Origin of the sequence: Marinobacterium rhizophilum DSM 18822 (assembly GCF_000378045.1) — a bacterium.
In the GTDB taxonomy this organism is placed as follows: domain Bacteria; phylum Pseudomonadota; class Gammaproteobacteria; order Pseudomonadales; family Balneatricaceae; genus Marinobacterium_A; species Marinobacterium_A rhizophilum.
On sequence record NZ_KB899105.1, the window covers coordinates 120394 to 135079 of the forward strand.

General features: G+C 53.7%; 29 protein-coding genes. All 29 read right to left on the minus strand.

The features are described from left to right. Positions 1 to 180: 180 nt before the first annotated feature. Positions 181 to 576: a 50S ribosomal protein L17 gene (gene rplQ, locus F451_RS0117445; RefSeq protein WP_020682687.1), complete on the minus strand. Its 396-nt coding sequence runs from the start codon at positions 574 to 576 to the stop codon at positions 181 to 183. A gap of 42 nt (positions 577 to 618) precedes the next feature. Further along, positions 619 to 1623: a DNA-directed RNA polymerase subunit alpha gene (locus F451_RS0117450; RefSeq protein WP_020682688.1), complete on the minus strand. Its 1005-nt coding sequence runs from the start codon at positions 1621 to 1623 to the stop codon at positions 619 to 621. A gap of 26 nt (positions 1624 to 1649) precedes the next feature. Then, positions 1650 to 2270 carry a 30S ribosomal protein S4 gene (gene rpsD / locus F451_RS0117455; RefSeq protein ID WP_020682689.1) on the minus strand — a complete coding sequence of 207 codons (621 nt, stop codon included), beginning with the start codon at positions 2268 to 2270 and terminating at the stop codon, positions 1650 to 1652. Positions 2271 to 2285: 15 nt separating this feature from the next. Continuing rightward, the gene (gene rpsK, locus F451_RS0117460; protein WP_020682690.1) at positions 2286 to 2675 is read right to left on the minus strand and encodes a 30S ribosomal protein S11; all 390 of its coding nucleotides are present in this window, start codon (positions 2673 to 2675) and stop codon (positions 2286 to 2288) included. A 25-nt stretch (positions 2676 to 2700) separates the two neighbouring features. Next, positions 2701 to 3057: a 30S ribosomal protein S13 gene (gene rpsM / locus F451_RS0117465; RefSeq protein ID WP_020682691.1), complete on the minus strand. Its 357-nt coding sequence runs from the start codon at positions 3055 to 3057 to the stop codon at positions 2701 to 2703. 146 nt (positions 3058 to 3203) lie between these two features. Continuing rightward, a complete protein-coding gene (gene rpmJ / locus F451_RS27315; RefSeq protein WP_007021200.1) occupies positions 3204 to 3320 on the minus strand; it encodes a 50S ribosomal protein L36 in 117 nt (38 codons plus the stop codon). Between the two features lie 21 nt (positions 3321 to 3341). Then, positions 3342 to 4670 carry a preprotein translocase subunit SecY gene (gene secY, locus F451_RS0117470; protein ID WP_026291854.1) on the minus strand — a complete coding sequence of 443 codons (1329 nt, stop codon included), beginning with the start codon at positions 4668 to 4670 and terminating at the stop codon, positions 3342 to 3344. After that, positions 4671 to 5105 (minus strand): 50S ribosomal protein L15, encoded by a 435-nt coding sequence (rplO, locus tag F451_RS0117475; protein ID WP_020682693.1) that lies wholly within the window; start codon positions 5103 to 5105, stop codon positions 4671 to 4673. 14 nt (positions 5106 to 5119) lie between these two features. Beyond that, the gene (gene rpmD / locus F451_RS0117480) at positions 5120 to 5302 is read right to left on the minus strand and encodes a 50S ribosomal protein L30 (RefSeq protein WP_020682694.1); all 183 of its coding nucleotides are present in this window, start codon (positions 5300 to 5302) and stop codon (positions 5120 to 5122) included. A 5-nt stretch (positions 5303 to 5307) separates the two neighbouring features. After that, positions 5308 to 5808, minus strand: coding sequence for a 30S ribosomal protein S5 (gene rpsE, locus F451_RS0117485; protein ID WP_020682695.1), 501 nt, complete (start codon positions 5806 to 5808; stop codon positions 5308 to 5310). 11 nt (positions 5809 to 5819) lie between these two features. Beyond that, positions 5820 to 6170, minus strand: coding sequence for a 50S ribosomal protein L18 (rplR, locus tag F451_RS0117490; RefSeq protein WP_020682696.1), 351 nt, complete (start codon positions 6168 to 6170; stop codon positions 5820 to 5822). A gap of 9 nt (positions 6171 to 6179) precedes the next feature. Then, the gene (gene rplF, locus F451_RS0117495; protein WP_020682697.1) at positions 6180 to 6713 is read right to left on the minus strand and encodes a 50S ribosomal protein L6; all 534 of its coding nucleotides are present in this window, start codon (positions 6711 to 6713) and stop codon (positions 6180 to 6182) included. A 10-nt stretch (positions 6714 to 6723) separates the two neighbouring features. Next, entirely contained in the window at positions 6724 to 7116 is a 393-nt protein-coding gene (rpsH, locus tag F451_RS0117500; protein ID WP_020682698.1) for a 30S ribosomal protein S8, read from the minus strand. Between the two features lie 94 nt (positions 7117 to 7210). After that, on the minus strand, positions 7211 to 7516 hold the full coding sequence (gene rpsN, locus F451_RS0117505; protein WP_026291855.1) for a 30S ribosomal protein S14: 306 nt from the start codon (positions 7514 to 7516) through the stop codon (positions 7211 to 7213). A gap of 12 nt (positions 7517 to 7528) precedes the next feature. Beyond that, positions 7529 to 8068: a 50S ribosomal protein L5 gene (gene rplE, locus F451_RS0117510; RefSeq protein WP_020682700.1), complete on the minus strand. Its 540-nt coding sequence runs from the start codon at positions 8066 to 8068 to the stop codon at positions 7529 to 7531. A gap of 13 nt (positions 8069 to 8081) precedes the next feature. Then, positions 8082 to 8399 carry a 50S ribosomal protein L24 gene (gene rplX / locus F451_RS0117515; RefSeq protein WP_020682701.1) on the minus strand — a complete coding sequence of 106 codons (318 nt, stop codon included), beginning with the start codon at positions 8397 to 8399 and terminating at the stop codon, positions 8082 to 8084. Between the two features lie 101 nt (positions 8400 to 8500). Further along, entirely contained in the window at positions 8501 to 8869 is a 369-nt protein-coding gene (gene rplN / locus F451_RS0117520; protein WP_020682702.1) for a 50S ribosomal protein L14, read from the minus strand. A 97-nt stretch (positions 8870 to 8966) separates the two neighbouring features. Continuing rightward, positions 8967 to 9230, minus strand: a complete 264-nt coding sequence (rpsQ, locus tag F451_RS0117525; RefSeq protein ID WP_020682703.1) for a 30S ribosomal protein S17 — start codon at positions 9228 to 9230, stop codon at positions 8967 to 8969. Between the two features lie 2 nt (positions 9231 to 9232). Beyond that, positions 9233 to 9424, minus strand: coding sequence for a 50S ribosomal protein L29 (gene rpmC / locus F451_RS0117530; protein ID WP_020682704.1), 192 nt, complete (start codon positions 9422 to 9424; stop codon positions 9233 to 9235). After that, positions 9424 to 9837 (minus strand): 50S ribosomal protein L16, encoded by a 414-nt coding sequence (gene rplP / locus F451_RS0117535; RefSeq protein ID WP_020682705.1) that lies wholly within the window; start codon positions 9835 to 9837, stop codon positions 9424 to 9426. The genes rpmC and rplP overlap by 1 nt, the downstream gene beginning before the upstream one ends. Positions 9838 to 9848: 11 nt before the next feature. Continuing rightward, positions 9849 to 10529 carry a 30S ribosomal protein S3 gene (rpsC, locus tag F451_RS0117540; protein ID WP_020682706.1) on the minus strand — a complete coding sequence of 227 codons (681 nt, stop codon included), beginning with the start codon at positions 10527 to 10529 and terminating at the stop codon, positions 9849 to 9851. Between the two features lie 22 nt (positions 10530 to 10551). After that, the gene (rplV, locus tag F451_RS0117545) at positions 10552 to 10884 is read right to left on the minus strand and encodes a 50S ribosomal protein L22 (protein WP_438362339.1); all 333 of its coding nucleotides are present in this window, start codon (positions 10882 to 10884) and stop codon (positions 10552 to 10554) included. A 10-nt stretch (positions 10885 to 10894) separates the two neighbouring features. Then, entirely contained in the window at positions 10895 to 11173 is a 279-nt protein-coding gene (gene rpsS, locus F451_RS0117550) for a 30S ribosomal protein S19 (RefSeq protein ID WP_020682708.1), read from the minus strand. 19 nt (positions 11174 to 11192) lie between these two features. Beyond that, complete coding sequence (gene rplB / locus F451_RS0117555) at positions 11193 to 12020, minus strand: 50S ribosomal protein L2 (protein ID WP_020682709.1); 828 nt, start codon at positions 12018 to 12020, stop codon at positions 11193 to 11195. A 13-nt stretch (positions 12021 to 12033) separates the two neighbouring features. After that, positions 12034 to 12330, minus strand: a complete 297-nt coding sequence (gene rplW / locus F451_RS0117560; protein ID WP_020682710.1) for a 50S ribosomal protein L23 — start codon at positions 12328 to 12330, stop codon at positions 12034 to 12036. Beyond that, a complete protein-coding gene (rplD, locus tag F451_RS0117565) occupies positions 12327 to 12932 on the minus strand; it encodes a 50S ribosomal protein L4 (protein ID WP_020682711.1) in 606 nt (201 codons plus the stop codon). The genes rplW and rplD overlap by 4 nt, the downstream gene beginning before the upstream one ends. Positions 12933 to 12944: 12 nt before the next feature. Then, complete coding sequence (gene rplC, locus F451_RS0117570; protein ID WP_026291856.1) at positions 12945 to 13583, minus strand: 50S ribosomal protein L3; 639 nt, start codon at positions 13581 to 13583, stop codon at positions 12945 to 12947. Positions 13584 to 13696: 113 nt separating this feature from the next. Beyond that, positions 13697 to 14008 (minus strand): 30S ribosomal protein S10, encoded by a 312-nt coding sequence (gene rpsJ, locus F451_RS0117575; protein ID WP_026291857.1) that lies wholly within the window; start codon positions 14006 to 14008, stop codon positions 13697 to 13699. Between the two features lie 272 nt (positions 14009 to 14280). Next, positions 14281 to 14686 (minus strand): EF-Tu C-terminal domain-related protein (locus F451_RS0117580; protein WP_020682714.1); only part of this gene is annotated, 406 nt, incomplete at its 5' end.

Below are 14686 nucleotides of genomic sequence, written 5' to 3' on the forward strand. Positions count from 1 at the left end.
CACTGCTGGTATCGGTTACCCGCGATGGTAATCGTGGAATAAGCTTTGGAATCGCCTGAAAGTCTCGCTGGAATTCGCATGCTCATTCCACCCTACAGGTTTCCTGTCCGCCGACGGTTCCTCGAGGCATAAAAAAACCCGGCCACTGGCCGGGTTTTGTATTTTGCGCAGCTGAAGATTTTAGTCTTCAGCAGACTCGTCGACTGCAGTCAGGCCAGCCGGACGGCCAACCAGTTCTACGTAAGCCATCGGAGCATTGTCACCAGGACGGAAGCCGCATTTCAGAATGCGAACGTAACCGCCCGGACGAGCGTTGTAGCGCGGACCCAGCTCGTTAAACAGCTTGCCTACGGCTTCTTTGCTGCGTGTACGAGAGAAAGCCAGGCGGCGGTTAGCCACGCTGTCAATCTTGGACAGGGTGATCAGCGGCTCAGCAAAGCGGCGAAGTTCTTTCGCCTTCGGCAGAGTAGTCTTGATCAGTTCGTGTTCGAACAAAGACACTGCCATGTTTTTAAACATCGCTTTGCGGTGCGCACTGGTACGATTAAAATGACGACCAGATTTACGATGACGCATTTGTTAAGTCCTTACCAACTTAAGTCAGTTCAACTCGCTGCCTTAGGACGCGACCTTATCGTCGTTCTTAAGGCTGGCAGGTGGCCAGTTCTCAAGACGCATACCCAGAGACAGACCTTTGGATGCCAGCACGTCCTTGATCTCGGTCAGCGACTTCTTGCCCAAGTTCGGAGTCTTCAGCAGCTCTACTTCGGTTCTCTGAATCAGGTCACCGATGTAATAGATCTGTTCTGCTTTCAGACAGTTGGCGGAACGTACAGTCAGCTCCAGGTCATCGACCGGGCGCAGCAGAACCGGATCAATTTCCGGTTCGGCCGGCTCGACCTTGGCCTGGTCCGCAGCATCTTCGAGATCCACGAATACCGCCAGCTGCTGCTGCAGAATAGTAGCAGCACGACGAATGCACTCTTCCGGATCAATTGTTCCGTTGGACTCGATGTCGATTACCAGCTTGTCCAGGTCTGTACGCTGCTCGACGCGCGCGCTTTCTACTACGTAGGAAACGCGACGTACCGGGCTGTAGGTAGCATCCAGTTGCAGGCGACCGATAGCACGAGTTTCATCCTCGTCACTGATACGAGTGTCAGCAGGAACGTAGCCGCGACCGCGGGTTACTTTCAGCTGCATGTTCAGGCTCGCACCTTCGTTCAGGTGAGCGATCACGTGTTCCGGGTTTGCGATTTCCACATCCTGGGTCAGCTGGATATCACCAGCTGTCACAGGACCCGGCTCGGACTTGCTCAGGGTCAGGGTAACTTCTTCACCATTGTAAAGTGCTACCGAAACGCCTTTCAGGTTCAGCAGGATCTCAATGACATCCTCCTGAACGCCCTCAATCGTGCTGTACTCGTGCAGCACGCCATCAATTTCTACTTCTGTGAAGGCAAAGCCCGGCATAGAAGACAGCAGAATGCGGCGTAGTGCATTACCCAGCGTGTGGCCAAAACCACGTTCCAGCGGCTCGAGAGTCACTTTCGCGCGAGTTTTGCTGATTTCCTGTACGTCAATGTGACGCGGGCTTAGAAACTCGTTTACAGAACGCTGCATAGTTCCACCAATAAAGAGTTCAAGAATTACTTGGAGTACAGCTCGACAATCAGGTGCTCGTTGATGTCGGCGGACAGATCGCTACGCTCAGGAACGGCTTTCAGAGTGCCTTCCATTTTGCCTGCGTCTACCTCAACCCACTCAACAGCTGCACGCTGAGAAGCCAGCTCCAGAGCGCTCTTGATACGCAGCTGGTTCTTCGACTTCTCTCGAACTGCGACCACGTCACCAGCTTTAACCTGGTACGATGCGATGTTCACAACCTGACCGTTTACAGTGATCTGGCGGTGAGACACGATCTGACGGGATTCCGCGCGAGTAGAGCCAAAGCCCATGCGGTACACCACGTTATCAAGACGGCCTTCCAGCAGCTGGAGCAGGTTTTCACCTGTGGAACCAGTGCGGCGAGCCGCTTCTTTGTAATAGTTGCGGAACTGACGTTCCAGCACGCCGTACATACGACGTACTTTTTGTTTCTCGCGCAGCTGCAGACCGTAGTCGGACAGACGTCCCCGGCGCGCGCCGTGCATACCCGGAACAGCTTCTGCTTTGCATTTGCTGTCGAGTGCACGAACGCCGCTTTTCAGGAACAGGTCTGTACCTTCACGGCGAGACAGCTTGCACTTAGGTCCAAGATATCGGGCCATTTTACCGTCTCCAGTTTATACGCGACGTTTCTTCGGAGGACGGCATCCGTTGTGCGGGATGGGCGTCACGTCCGTGATGTTTGCAATTTTGTAGCCACAAGCATTCAGTGCACGCACTGCAGACTCACGACCCGGTCCAGGACCTTTGACAAACACGTCGAGATTTTTCAAACCATACTCAAGAGCCGCCTGACCGGCGCGCTCTGCCGCTACCTGTGCAGCGAACGGCGTGCTTTTGCGCGAACCACGGAAGCCGGAGCCTCCAGAAGTTGCCCATGACAGCGCGTTACCCTGACGATCGGTAATGGTGATGATTGTATTATTGAAAGAGGCATGGATATGCGCGAAGCCATCCACTACCGTCTTTTTCACTTTCTTGCGTGTGCGATTACCTGGCTTAGCCATATCGGAAATTCCTATCGCTTACCACTTACTTACGGATCGGCTTGCGCGGACCTTTGCGCGTACGCGCGTTGGTCTTGCTGCGCTGACCACGTACCGGCAGATTGCGGCGGTGACGCAGGCCACGGAAGCACCCCAGGTCCATGAGACGTTTGATGCTCATGTTGACCTCACGGCGCAGATCACCCTCGACAGACAGCTTGGTAACTTCACCACGAACGTTATCCAGCTGCTCTTCTGTCAGATCTGCGATTTTAGTGCTGTGGGCGATACCAACAGCGTCGCAGATCATTTTCGAGGTTGTGCGGCCAATCCCGTAAATGTAAGTAAGAGAAATTACCGCATGCTTATTGTCAGGAATATTGACGCCAGCTATACGGGCCATTCAATTTACTCCGTCATAGGGCACTCACTAGACTTCTAGGTGAGCGCCATAATATTTCTAATACGTTCGTAGAAGGCGCGCAATAGTACACCCTGATCAAAATTAAATCAAGGCTGCTTGCCTTCTACGCCCTAATCGTCCGGGAATTAACCCTGACGCTGCTTGTGACGCGGTTCTACCTTGCAGATCACGCGCACGGAACCGTTGCGACGTACGATCTTGCAGTTACGGCAAATCTTTTTAACAGATGCGCGTACTTTCATGATCCACTCCAATTAGCAGTATCAACGCAGGAAGCCTGCGCCACCGCCTTTGAGGTTAGATTTCTTCATCAGGGACTCGTACTGGTGAGACATCAGGTGTGATTGCACCTGCGCCATGAAGTCCATGACCACAACTACCACGATCAACAATGAGGTACCGCCGAAGTAGAATGGAACATTCCATGCCACCACCAGGAACTGAGGCATCAGAGATACCGCGGTGATGTACAGAGCACCAAACAATGTCAGACGGCCCAGCACAGTATCGATATAGCGTGCGGACTGTTCACCAGGGCGAATCCCCGGGATAAATGCACCTGATTTTTTCAGGTTGTCTGCCACATCACGGGGATTAAAAACAATCGCCGTATAGAAGTAGCAGAAAAACACGATGCAGATCGCAAACAGCAGGATATAAAGCGGCTGACCCGGACCAAGCGCGAGCGCCATATCCTGCAACCATTCCATACCGTCAGTCTGTCCAAACCACTGACCGACCGACGCCGGGAACAGCAGGATGCTGGATGCAAAAATCGGCGGAATAACGCCTGCCATATTAACCTTCAACGGCAGGTGGCTCGACTGCGCTGCATAGACACGACGGCCCTGCTGGCGCTTCGCATAGTTGATGGTAATGCGGCGCTGGCCACGTTCCATAAACACAACAAAACCAACAGTCGCCACGGCCATGACCGCGATCGCCAGCAGCGCCAGGATGTTCAAATCACCCTGACGTGCCGCTTCAAAGGACTGACCGATTGCACTGGGCAGACCGGCCACGATACCCGCGAAGATCAGAATCGAAATACCGTTGCCGATACCACGTTCAGTTACCTGCTCGCCGAGCCACATCAGGAAGACTGCACCTGCAACCAGGGTAACGACAGCTACAAAATAGAAGCTGATGTCACCACTGAACGCCACACCCTGATTCGCCAGGCCAACTGCCATCCCGAACGACTGAATGGTCGCCAGGATCACCGTGCCGTAACGGGTATACTGATTGATTTTCCGACGACCCGCCTCACCCTCTTTCTTCAGCTGTTCGAGCTGGGGGCTCACGACCGTCATCAACTGCATAATGATAGATGCAGAGATGTACGGCATGATGCCCAGTGCGAGGATACTCATACGCTCCAACGCACCACCCGAGAACATGTTGAAGAGACTGAGAATAGTCCCCTGATTCTGTTCAAACAATGCGGCTAGACGATCCGGGTTGATACCAGGGACGGGGATATGAGCCCCGATCCGGTACACAATGATCGCCAGCAGCACAAAACGCAGGCGAGACCAGAGTTCGCCCAAACCGCTTTGTGTGCCCGCCGGTATCTGTCCTTGTTTAGCCATTTACGCCTCGACTTTGCCGCCAGCAGCCTCGATCGCAGCTTGTGCACCCTTGGTCACTTTCAGACCGGATACAGTCACTGCTTTGCCGATCTCACCAGACAGGATCACTTTAGCCACTTTGATATCGTGGTTAATGAGATCCGCCGCTTTCAGCGCGGCCAGATCGATTACGTCCGCTACTACTGCATTGAGTTCGTTCAGACGAATCTCAGCAACATAGCGGGCTTTACGGGAGCTAAAGCCGAACTTCGGCAGACGACGCTGCAGAGGCATCTGTCCGCCTTCAAAACCCGGCTTAACGGAACCGCCGGAGCGGGACTTCTGACCTTTGTGACCACGACCACCGGTTTTGCCAAGACCAGAACCGATACCGCGACCTACGCGTTTCGGAGCCTGTTTGGAACCAGCAGCGGGGCTCAGAGTGTTCAGACGCATGTGACGAACTCCTCTTACTCGCCTTCTACACTAACCATGTAGTTGACTTTGTTGATCATGCCACGGACCGAAGGGGTATCTTCCACCTCAACGGTATGACCGATACGACGCAGGCCGAGACCTTTTACACACAGCTTGTGCTTCGGCAGAATGCCGATCGGGCTGCGAACCAGAGTTACCTTCAAAGTATTAGCCATGTCGATTACCCCAGGATCTCTGCGACTGTCTTGCCACGCTTGGCCGCGATGTCGTCCGGTGCGTTCATGCTCTGCAGACCCTTGATGGTCGCACGCACAACGTTTACCGGATTAGTCGAGCCATAGCACTTGGCCAGGACGTTGTGGACACCAGCCAGTTCCAGAACAGAGCGCATTGCGCCACCGGCGATGATGCCGGTACCTTCAGATGCAGGCTGCATGTAGATTCTGGATGCGCCGTGACGAGCGTTGATAGCGTACTGCAAAGTACCGCCATTCAGCTCAACGCTGATCATGTTGCGACGAGCCTGTTCCATAGCTTTCTGGATCGCGACCGGCACTTCACGCGCCTTGCCACGACCGAAACCTACGCGGCCATTACCATCGCCAACAACACATAGAGCAGTAAAACCGAAGATTCGACCGCCTTTAACCACTTTCGCGACACGGTTGACCTGTACCAGTTTTTCCTGGAGATCGCCGTCTTTCTGTTCGTGATTTGCCATAATCGACCCCCTTAGAATTCCAGGCCGCTTTCACGGGCTGCGTCGGCCAGTGCTTGAACACGACCGTGGTATTTGAACCCGGAACGGTCGAATGCAACCTTGGTGATACCGGCTTCTTTAGCACGTTCAGCGATCAGCGCACCCACTTTCTGGGCCGCTTCAACATTACCTGTTGCGCCTTCACGCAGTACTTTCTCGACGGTTGAGGCAGAGGCCAGAACCTTGCCACCGTCTTCAGAAATAACCTGTGCGTAGATATGACGCGGAGTACGGTTGACGCACAGACGTACGGCGCCCAGTTCGCGCATTTTCAGACGCGAACGACGTGCACGACGGATACGAGCTTGTTTCTTAGCGTTCATAACCCTGCCTTACTTTTTCTTCGCTTCTTTACGGCGAACATATTCGTCAGCGTAGCGAACACCCTTGCCTTTATAAGGCTCAGGCGGACGGAAGCCACGCACCTCTGCGGCGACCTGACCGACACGCTGTTTATCAGCACCGCTGATAACAATCGTTGTCTGGTTCGGGCACTCTGCAGTAATACCTTCAGGCAGTTCGTACTCAACAGGATGGGAGAAGCCCAGCGTCAGGTTCAGTGCATTGCCCTTAAGCGCAACACGGTAACCAACACCCTGCAATTCCAGAGTCTTTTTAAAGCCTTCTGCAACACCGAAAACCATGTTGCTCACCAGGGAGCGCGTGGTTCCGGACAGAGCGTTAGCGAGCTTGCTCTTGTCACGGGGGGCGAACAGCAGGGTGTTCTCTTCCTGTTTAACTTCAACAGTCGGATGAACATCCAGGCTCAGAAGACCATTCTTGCCTTTGGCGGTGATGGTCAGGCCATCGACCTTCAGATCTACGCCTGCAGGTACAACAACGGGTTTTTTACCAACTCGAGACATTGTTAACCCCTTAGAATACCGTGCAGATCACTTCACCACCGACTCCAGCGGTACGCGCAGCGCGGTCCGTCATCACACCCTTGCTGGTGGAGACGATCGCGACACCCAGACCACCGGCCACTTTGGGCAGGTCGTTGGAAGCTTTGTAGATACGCAGGCCCGGACGGCTTACGCGCTTGATCTCTTCGATTACCGGCTTACCTTCGAAGTACTTCAGCTCAACGCTGAGGACCGGCTTAACATCACCTTCTACTGCGTAGCTGGCAATGTAACCTTCTTCCTTCAGCACTTCTGCAACTGATACTTTCAGCTTGGAAGACGGCATGGATACGGCCTGTTTCTGTGCCATATGGCCGTTGCGGATACGTGTGAACATATCCGCCAGTGTATCTTGCATGCTCATGCGTTTAACTTCCTCTCTTGTGCAGCGTGATGCGGTAGCAGAGCGTACTGCGCTCTGCCCTGCCCACCATGCTTACCGTAAAACCAGTGGTGAATTACCAGCTGGCCTTTTTAAGACCCGGCACATCGCCACGCATGGCAGCTTCACGCAGTTTGTTACGGCTCAGGCCGAACTTGCGGTAAACACCATGCGGACGACCGGTCAGCTGGCAGCGACGCTGCTGACGAGCCGGGCTAGCGTCACGCGGCAATTTCTGCAGCGCAACCAGTGCATCCCAACGCTCATCTTCAGAAGAAGACGGGCTGTTGATGATAGATTTCAGCTCTGCACGCTTAGTGGCGTACTTAGCTACAGTCGCGGCACGCTTGTCTTCACGTGCTTTCATCGATTGTTTAGCCATGATATCCCCCTATCACTTCTTGAACGGGAAGTTCAGGGCAGCCAGCAGGGCACGACCCTCTTCATTGGTCTGAGCAGTGGTGGTGATGGTGATATCCATTCCACGCAGTTTATCCACCTTGTCGTAATCGATTTCGGGGAAAATGATCTGCTCTTTGACACCCATGCTGTAGTTGCCGCGACCGTCGAACGATTTCGGGTTCAGACCACGGAAATCGCGAATACGCGGAATGGAAATGTCGACCAGACGATCGAGGAATTCCCACATTTGCTGACCACGCAGCGTGACTTTGCAACCAATCGGCCAGCCTTCACGTACCTTGAACGCCGCAATAGACTTGCGCGCCAGGGTTACGACCGGCTTCTGACCAGCGATGGCCTGCATATCGGCAACAGCGTTTTCGAGCTGTTTTTTGTCGCCCAGTGCTTCACCAACACCCATGTTCAGGGTGATTTTGGTAACGCGGGGAACAGCCATGATGTTCGGCGAGTTCAGCTCTTCTTTCAGCTGCTGGCGAACGGTTTCTTTGTAAAGCGCTTTCAGTCTAGACATGACAACAACCCCCTTATCCGCCAATGACTTCGCCGGTGGACTTGAAGATACGCACCTTGGTGCCGTCCTCAAGCAATTTGAAGCCGACGCGGTCGCCCTTGCCAGACTGCGGATTGAAGATCGCTACGTTGGAAACAGCCAGGGAGGCCTCTTTCTCAACGATGCCACCGGCCTTACCCTGCATGGGGTTAGGTTTGGTGTGCTTCTTCACCATGTTGATGCCAGTGACGATCAGACGATCGTTAGCCAGCACACGCAGCACAGTGCCACGCTTGCCCTTGTCTTTACCTGCGATGACGATGACTTCATCGTCGCGTCGAATCTTGCGCATGTTATACCTATGTCGTTTCCTGCAACCCTCTCATGCTCAAAAACGCCATACCCTCTCGGGAATGGCGTTTTCAAAGTACTCGGTCAAAAAGCAACCGGGTCTTAGAGCACTTCAGGCGCCAGGGAAATGATCTTCATGAACTTCTCAGAGCGAAGTTCACGCGTTACTGGGCCAAAGATACGTGTTCCGATCGGAGCGTCGTTCTGGTTCAGCAATACCGCAGAGTTAGTATCAAAGCGGATCAGTGAACCGTCGGGACGACGCACACCCTTACGGGTACGTACTACGACAGCCTTGAGAACCTGGCCTTTCTTCACCTTGCCACGCGGAATTGCTTCCTTGACGGTAACTTTAATAATGTCACCGACACCTGCGTAGCGACGGTGAGAACCGCCCAGGACCTTAATGCACTGCACTCGCTTGGCACCGCTGTTGTCAGCGACATCAAGCATTGATTCAGTCTGAATCATGGTCTACTCCAGAAATATATGGCCCTTCGCCCGCGCCGCACATGCTTTTGGATGCGCAGCTCAGGCGAATCGGCAAATGGAGCAAAGGCGCAATATATTACACCTTCGCTGCGCGCTCTTCAATACGAACCAGCGACCAAGTTTTGGTCTTGGACAGAGGACGGGTTTCCGCGATGGTCACCCAGTCACCAATCTGACACTCGTTCTTATCGTCATGAGCGTGCAGCTTGGTAGAACGCTTGAGATATTTACCGTAAATCGGGTGTTTCTCTTTGCGTTCAACCAGAACTGTGATGGTTTTGTCCATCTTGTCACTGATAACTTTACCGGTCACAGTGCGAGTACGTTTTTCAGCGCTCATACTTAGTCACCTGCCTTTTCGTTCAGTACAGTCTTAACACGAGCAATGTCGCGACGAACCTGGCTTAGCAGGTGATTCTGTGCCAGCTGACCAGTTGCTTTCTGCATACGCAGATTGAACTGATCCTTCAGCAGACCCAGGAGTTCCTGCTGAAGTTCATCTACGGATTTCTCCCGCAGTTCTTTAGCAATCATCACATCACCGTCCGCTTAACAATGGTTGTAGCCAAAGGCAACTTGGCAGCAGCAAGCGCGAACGCTTCAGTCGCCAGAGACTCAGGAACGCCGCTCATTTCGAACAGCACTTTACCCGGCTGGATTTGGGCAACCCAGTACTCAACGTTACCTTTACCCTTACCCATACGAACTTCAAGCGGCTTGGTAGTGATCGGCTTGTCAGGGAAGACACGAATCCAGATCTTACCACCACGCTTAACGTGACGAGTCATGGTACGACGTGCAGCTTCGATCTGACGAGCAGTGATGCGGCCACGGGCTGTGGCTTTGAGACCAAACTCGCCAAAGCTTACTTTACTGCCGCGCAGTGCCAGGCCGCGGTTGCGACCCTTCATCACCTTGCGGTATTTAAGACGTTTCGGTTGCAGCATTGACGTCTACCTCACTTAGCTTTCTTCTTCGGCGCATTCTTCTCAGCGCGCACCTGCTCGATGCCGCCAAGAACTTCGCCTTTGAAGATCCAGACTTTAATGCCGATCACACCGTAAGTGGTGTGCGCTTCGAAGGACGAGTAATCGATGTCCGCACGCAGAGTGTGCAACGGAACACGACCTTCGCGGTACCATTCGGTACGAGCGATCTCGGCACCACCCAGGCGGCCGCCCAGCTGAATCTTGATACCCTTGGCACCAATACGCATGGCGTTCTGCACCGCACGCTTCATAGCGCGACGGAACATCACACGACGTTCCAGCTGACCTGCAATGCTCTGGGCAACCAGAGTAGCGTCAAGTTCAGGCTTGCGTACTTCTTCGATGTTGATGTGAACTGGCACACCCATCATCTCGGAAACAGCGTTACGCAGTTTTTCGACGTCTTCGCCTTTCTTGCCAATTACGATACCCGGACGGGCAGTGTAAATGGTGATCTTTGCATTCTGCGCCGGGCGTTCGATTTCAACGCGGCTAACAGATGCATTGCTCAGCTTCTTCTCAAGGTACTCACGCACCTTCAGATCGTTGAGCAGCTTGCTGGCATACTCGCCCTTGTCTGCATACCAAGTAGAGGTATGGTCTTTTACGACGCCAAGGCGAATACCGGTCGGATGTACTTTCTGACCCATTTGAACTCTCCTAGCTCAGCGCTTAGTCTGCGACCTTGACGGTAATGTGACAGGTGCGCTTGATGATACGATCAGCACGACCTTTCGCACGCGGCTTAATACGTTTCATGCTCGGCGCTTCGTCAACGAAGGCCGTAGAAACGCGCAGATCATCGATGTCAGCACCTTCGTTATGCTCCGCATTCGCGATAGCAGACTCCAGTACCTTCTTGATGATCGCCGCACCCTTTTTCGGGCTGAACGCCAGGATGTTCAGAGCTTCGCCCACTGCCTTACCGCGGATCTGGTCTACGACCAAACGAGCTTTCTGGGCGGACAGGCTGGCGCCTTTCAATTTAGCGGCAACTTCCATCACTTATCCCCCATTACTTCTTCTTAGCCTTTTTATCGGCTGCATGTCCACGGTAGGTGCGCGTAGGAACAAACTCACCCAGTTTGTGACCAACCATGTCTTCGGTCACAAAGACCGGTACATGTTGGCGACCGTTATGAACCGCAATCGTCATGCCCACGAAATTCGGGAAGATGGTAGAGCGACGTGACCAGGTCTTCAAAGGACGACGGTCGTTGCTCTCGATTGCAGCTTCTACCTTTTTCAGCAGGTGAAGGTCGATAAAGGGACCTTTCTTCAGTGAACGTGGCACAGCTGTATCCTCAAGTTAGTTACTTGGCAGAACGACGGCGTACGATCAACTTATCGGTACGCTTGTTCTTACGGGTCTTATGACCTTTAGTCGGCACACCCCATGGAGTAACCGGGTGACGACCGCCAGATGTACGACCTTCACCACCACCATGCGGGTGATCTACCGGGTTCATTGCAACACCGCGTACGGTCGGACGAACACCGCGCCAGCGTTTGGCACCGGCTTTACCGAGCTGACGCAGGCTGTGTTCGCTGTTGCCAACTTCACCCAGAGTCGCACGACATTCGACCAGCACCTTGCGCATTTCGCCAGAGCGAAGACGTACGGTTGCATAAGTCCCTTCACGCGCTACGAGCTGCGCAGAAGCGCCCGCAGAACGTGCCAGCTGTGCACCTTTACCGGGCTTCAGTTCGATGCAGTGGATAGTAGAACCCACCGGGATGTTGCGCAGCTGCAGAGTATTACCGACTTTAATGTCAGCACTCACGCCGGAGAGCACAACCGAACCTTCTTTCAGACCCTTGGCCGCGATAATGTAACGACGCTCACCATCTGCATACTTCAGCAGGGCGATGTGCGCGGAACGGTTCGGGTCATATTCCAGACGCTCGACCGTTGCCGGGATACCGTCTTTGTTGCGACGGAAGTCGACCAGACGGTAATGAGCCTTGTGACCACCACCGATATGACGGGTAGTGATACGTCCGTTGTTGTTACGACCACCGGACTTGCTCTTCTTCTCAACCAGGGGTGCATAAGGCTTGCCTTTATGCAGGTCCTGATTAACAACCTTGACCAGATGACGACGTCCAGCAGAGGTCGGCTTAGTCTTGATAACTGCCATGATTCAACCCCTTTTATTCGCCAGCCAGGAAATCAATTTCGGAACCTTCCGCCAGGCATACATAAGCCTTGCGAACGTCGTTCCGCTTGCCAAGACCACGCGCGGTGCGCTTGGTTTTGCCCTTGATGTTAAGGATGTTGACGCCTTTAACTTTAACGTTAAAAAGTGCTTCAACAGCAGTTTTGACTTCCTGCTTGGTAGCAGTGTCTGCCACACGGAAAACGACCTGCTGAGAACCCTCAGCTACGATAGTCGCCTTCTCGGAAATGTGCGGCCCCATGAGCACCTGATAAATACGAGCCTGGTTCATGCCAGTACCTCCTCGATTTTCTTCAGAGCAGGCACAGTTACCAGAACCTTCTCGAAGCCAACCAGGCTGACAGGGTCGATGCCTGCAGCGTCACGCACGTCAACGTGCGGTACGTTACGAGAAGCCAGATACAGGTTCTGCTCAACGTCTTCAGTGATCAGCAACGCGTTGTTCAGTGACAACTCGTTCAGCTTGGCGATGAACTGCTTGGTTTTCGGAGATTCCATAGCGAAATCTTCAACCACAACCAGGCGGTCCTGACGAACCAGCTCAGAGAAGATGCAACGCAGTGCTGCGCGGTACATTTTCTTGTTTACTTTCTGAGCGTGATCACGTGTTTTAGCGGCGAAAGTTACGCCACCTGTGCGCCACAGCGGGCTACGAATGGTACCGGCACGAGCACGGCCTGTACCTTTCTGACGCCACGGTTTAGCACCACCGCCAGATACTTCTGAACGGGTTTTCTGGGCTTTGGTACCCTGACGACCACCGGCCAGGTACGCCGTAACGACCTGATGAACCAGCGATTCGTTGAATTCTTTACCAAAAGCCAGGTCGGATACTTCAACCGAACCGGCAGTTCCAGCTAGATTCAGATTCATGTCAACCTCCCCTTAGGCGCCAGCCTTGACAGCCGGTTTAACGATTACGTCACCGCCGGGAGCACCCGGCACGGCACCTTTGACCAACAGCAGGTTGCGTTCAGCGTCAACGCGAACGACTTCCAGAGTCTGAACGGTTACGCGCTCAGCACCCATGTGACCTGCCATTTTTTTGCCTTTCCAGACGCGGCCAGGAGTCTGACATTGTCCTATGGAACCCGGAGCACGGTGAGACAGAGAGTTACCGTGAGTGGCATCCTGCATGCTAAAGTTCCAGCGCTTGATAGCACCCTGGAAACCTTTACCTTTGGATTCACCAGTAACGTCTACTTTCTGACCTGCTTCGAAGCGCTCAACTGTCAGCGCATCGCCAACGTTGATTTCTTCGTCATCCGACAGGCGGAACTCCCACAAACCGCGGCCGGCTTCAACGCCAGCTTTAGCAAAGTGACCGGCTTCCGGCTTGCTCAGCCGGCTCGCCTTGCAGCCACCAGTGGTGATCTGCACAGCGGTGTAACCATCAGTATCAATGGTTTTCACCTGAGTCACGCGGTTCGGCTCGACCTCGATGACGGTGACTGGCACGGACACGCCATCTTCAGTGAAGACACGGGTCATACCCGCTTTACGTCCGATTAGACCTACAGTCATGTTTTTAACCTCTTGCCAGTTGTGTACGGGGCTGTTACCCACTACGGCTACCCTTTACAGGGCATTCCACAAACAGCGCTTCATGAATATAAATTAGAATGCGCAGTGCTGAATTAGCCGAGGCTGATCTGCACTTCAACGCCCGCAGCAAGGTCCAGTTTCATCAGTGCGTCGACTGTTTTTTCAGTCGGTTCAACGATGTCCAGAACACGCTTGTGGGTACGGATTTCATACTGGTCGCGGGCGTCTTTGTTGACGTGCGGAGAAATCAGTACTGTAAAGCGCTCTTTGCGGGTGGGAAGTGGGATCGGACCACGCACCTGAGCACCAGTCCGCTTTGCAGTCTCTACGATCTCCAAAGCGGAAGAGTCGATCAGGCGATGATCAAACGCCTTCAGACGAATTCGAATTTTCTGATTCTGCATTTTGATCACACTTAATCAAAGTTTTTGAACGGCCGAAGCCGGCATACCCTTCTAGGAAGGGACGCAAATTCTACTCAGGGGCGCAAGCAGCGTCAAGTGAAAGCGGTTATTAATTAAACAGCAACATTTGCGCCGCGCCCTAGGCAGAACTGCAGCCTTTCGGACTCGACCACGGTTGGGCATCCCGGCCCCATCATCCAACGCTCATCCCGAGCATAAAAAAAGACCCTCCGAAGAGGGCCTTTTCGTCACCTCAGATCAGCAAGCTGATCTTAGGCGATGATTCGAGCTACAACACCAGCACCAACGGTACGGCCGCCTTCGCGAATCGCGAAACGCAGGCCTTCTTCCATGGCGATCGGGTTGATCAGGGTAACAGACATCTGCACGTTGTCACCCGGCATTACCATCTCAACACCTTCCGGCAGTTCACAGGCACCAGTGATGTCTGTGGTACGGAAGTAGAACTGCGGACGGTAGCCTTTGAAGAACGGAGTGTGACGACCGCCTTCTTCTTTGCTCAGTACGTAGACTTCGCCTTCGAACTGGGTGTGCGGAGTGATGGAGCCCGGCTTGGCCAGGACCTGACCACGCTCAACGTCGTCACGCTTGGTGCCACGCAGCAGCGCACCAACGTTCTCGCCTGCACGACCTTCGTCCAGCAGCTTGCGGAACATT

What these genes read in the sequence shown, in the direction of transcription:
- rplQ (WP_020682687.1), bottom strand. Translation starts at nt 576, where the DNA reads ATGCGTCATCGTAAATCTGGTCGTCATTTTAATCGTACCAGTGCGCAC.
- F451_RS0117450 (WP_020682688.1), bottom strand. Translation starts at nt 1,623, where the DNA reads ATGCAGCGTTCTGTAAACGAGTTTCTAAGCCCGCGTCACATTGACGTA.
- rpsD (WP_020682689.1), bottom strand. Translation starts at nt 2,270, where the DNA reads ATGGCCCGATATCTTGGACCTAAGTGCAAGCTGTCTCGCCGTGAAGGT.
- rpsK (WP_020682690.1), bottom strand. Translation starts at nt 2,675, where the DNA reads ATGGCTAAGCCAGGTAATCGCACACGCAAGAAAGTGAAAAAGACGGTA.
- rpsM (WP_020682691.1), bottom strand. Translation starts at nt 3,057, where the DNA reads ATGGCCCGTATAGCTGGCGTCAATATTCCTGACAATAAGCATGCGGTA.
- rpmJ (WP_007021200.1), bottom strand. Translation starts at nt 3,320, where the DNA reads ATGAAAGTACGCGCATCTGTTAAAAAGATTTGCCGTAACTGCAAGATC.
- secY (WP_026291854.1), bottom strand. Translation starts at nt 4,670, where the DNA reads ATGGCTAAACAAGGACAGATACCGGCGGGCACACAAAGCGGTTTGGGC.
- rplO (WP_020682693.1), bottom strand. Translation starts at nt 5,105, where the DNA reads ATGCGTCTGAACACTCTGAGCCCCGCTGCTGGTTCCAAACAGGCTCCG.
- rpmD (WP_020682694.1), bottom strand. Translation starts at nt 5,302, where the DNA reads ATGGCTAATACTTTGAAGGTAACTCTGGTTCGCAGCCCGATCGGCATT.
- rpsE (WP_020682695.1), bottom strand. Translation starts at nt 5,808, where the DNA reads ATGGCAAATCACGAACAGAAAGACGGCGATCTCCAGGAAAAACTGGTA.
- rplR (WP_020682696.1), bottom strand. Translation starts at nt 6,170, where the DNA reads ATGAACGCTAAGAAACAAGCTCGTATCCGTCGTGCACGTCGTTCGCGT.
- rplF (WP_020682697.1), bottom strand. Translation starts at nt 6,713, where the DNA reads ATGTCTCGAGTTGGTAAAAAACCCGTTGTTGTACCTGCAGGCGTAGAT.
- rpsH (WP_020682698.1), bottom strand. Translation starts at nt 7,116, where the DNA reads ATGAGCATGCAAGATACACTGGCGGATATGTTCACACGTATCCGCAAC.
- rpsN (WP_026291855.1), bottom strand. Translation starts at nt 7,516, where the DNA reads ATGGCTAAACAATCGATGAAAGCACGTGAAGACAAGCGTGCCGCGACT.
- rplE (WP_020682700.1), bottom strand. Translation starts at nt 8,068, where the DNA reads ATGTCTAGACTGAAAGCGCTTTACAAAGAAACCGTTCGCCAGCAGCTG.
- rplX (WP_020682701.1), bottom strand. Translation starts at nt 8,399, where the DNA reads ATGCGCAAGATTCGACGCGACGATGAAGTCATCGTCATCGCAGGTAAA.
- rplN (WP_020682702.1), bottom strand. Translation starts at nt 8,869, where the DNA reads ATGATTCAGACTGAATCAATGCTTGATGTCGCTGACAACAGCGGTGCC.
- rpsQ (WP_020682703.1), bottom strand. Translation starts at nt 9,230, where the DNA reads ATGAGCGCTGAAAAACGTACTCGCACTGTGACCGGTAAAGTTATCAGT.
- rpmC (WP_020682704.1), bottom strand. Translation starts at nt 9,424, where the DNA reads ATGATTGCTAAAGAACTGCGGGAGAAATCCGTAGATGAACTTCAGCAG.
- rplP (WP_020682705.1), bottom strand. Translation starts at nt 9,837, where the DNA reads ATGCTGCAACCGAAACGTCTTAAATACCGCAAGGTGATGAAGGGTCGC.
- rpsC (WP_020682706.1), bottom strand. Translation starts at nt 10,529, where the DNA reads ATGGGTCAGAAAGTACATCCGACCGGTATTCGCCTTGGCGTCGTAAAA.
- rplB (WP_020682709.1), bottom strand. Translation starts at nt 12,020, where the DNA reads ATGGCAGTTATCAAGACTAAGCCGACCTCTGCTGGACGTCGTCATCTG.
- rplW (WP_020682710.1), bottom strand. Translation starts at nt 12,330, where the DNA reads ATGAACCAGGCTCGTATTTATCAGGTGCTCATGGGGCCGCACATTTCC.
- rplD (WP_020682711.1), bottom strand. Translation starts at nt 12,932, where the DNA reads ATGAATCTGAATCTAGCTGGAACTGCCGGTTCGGTTGAAGTATCCGAC.
- rplC (WP_026291856.1), bottom strand. Translation starts at nt 13,583, where the DNA reads ATGACTGTAGGTCTAATCGGACGTAAAGCGGGTATGACCCGTGTCTTC.
- rpsJ (WP_026291857.1), bottom strand. Translation starts at nt 14,008, where the DNA reads ATGCAGAATCAGAAAATTCGAATTCGTCTGAAGGCGTTTGATCATCGC.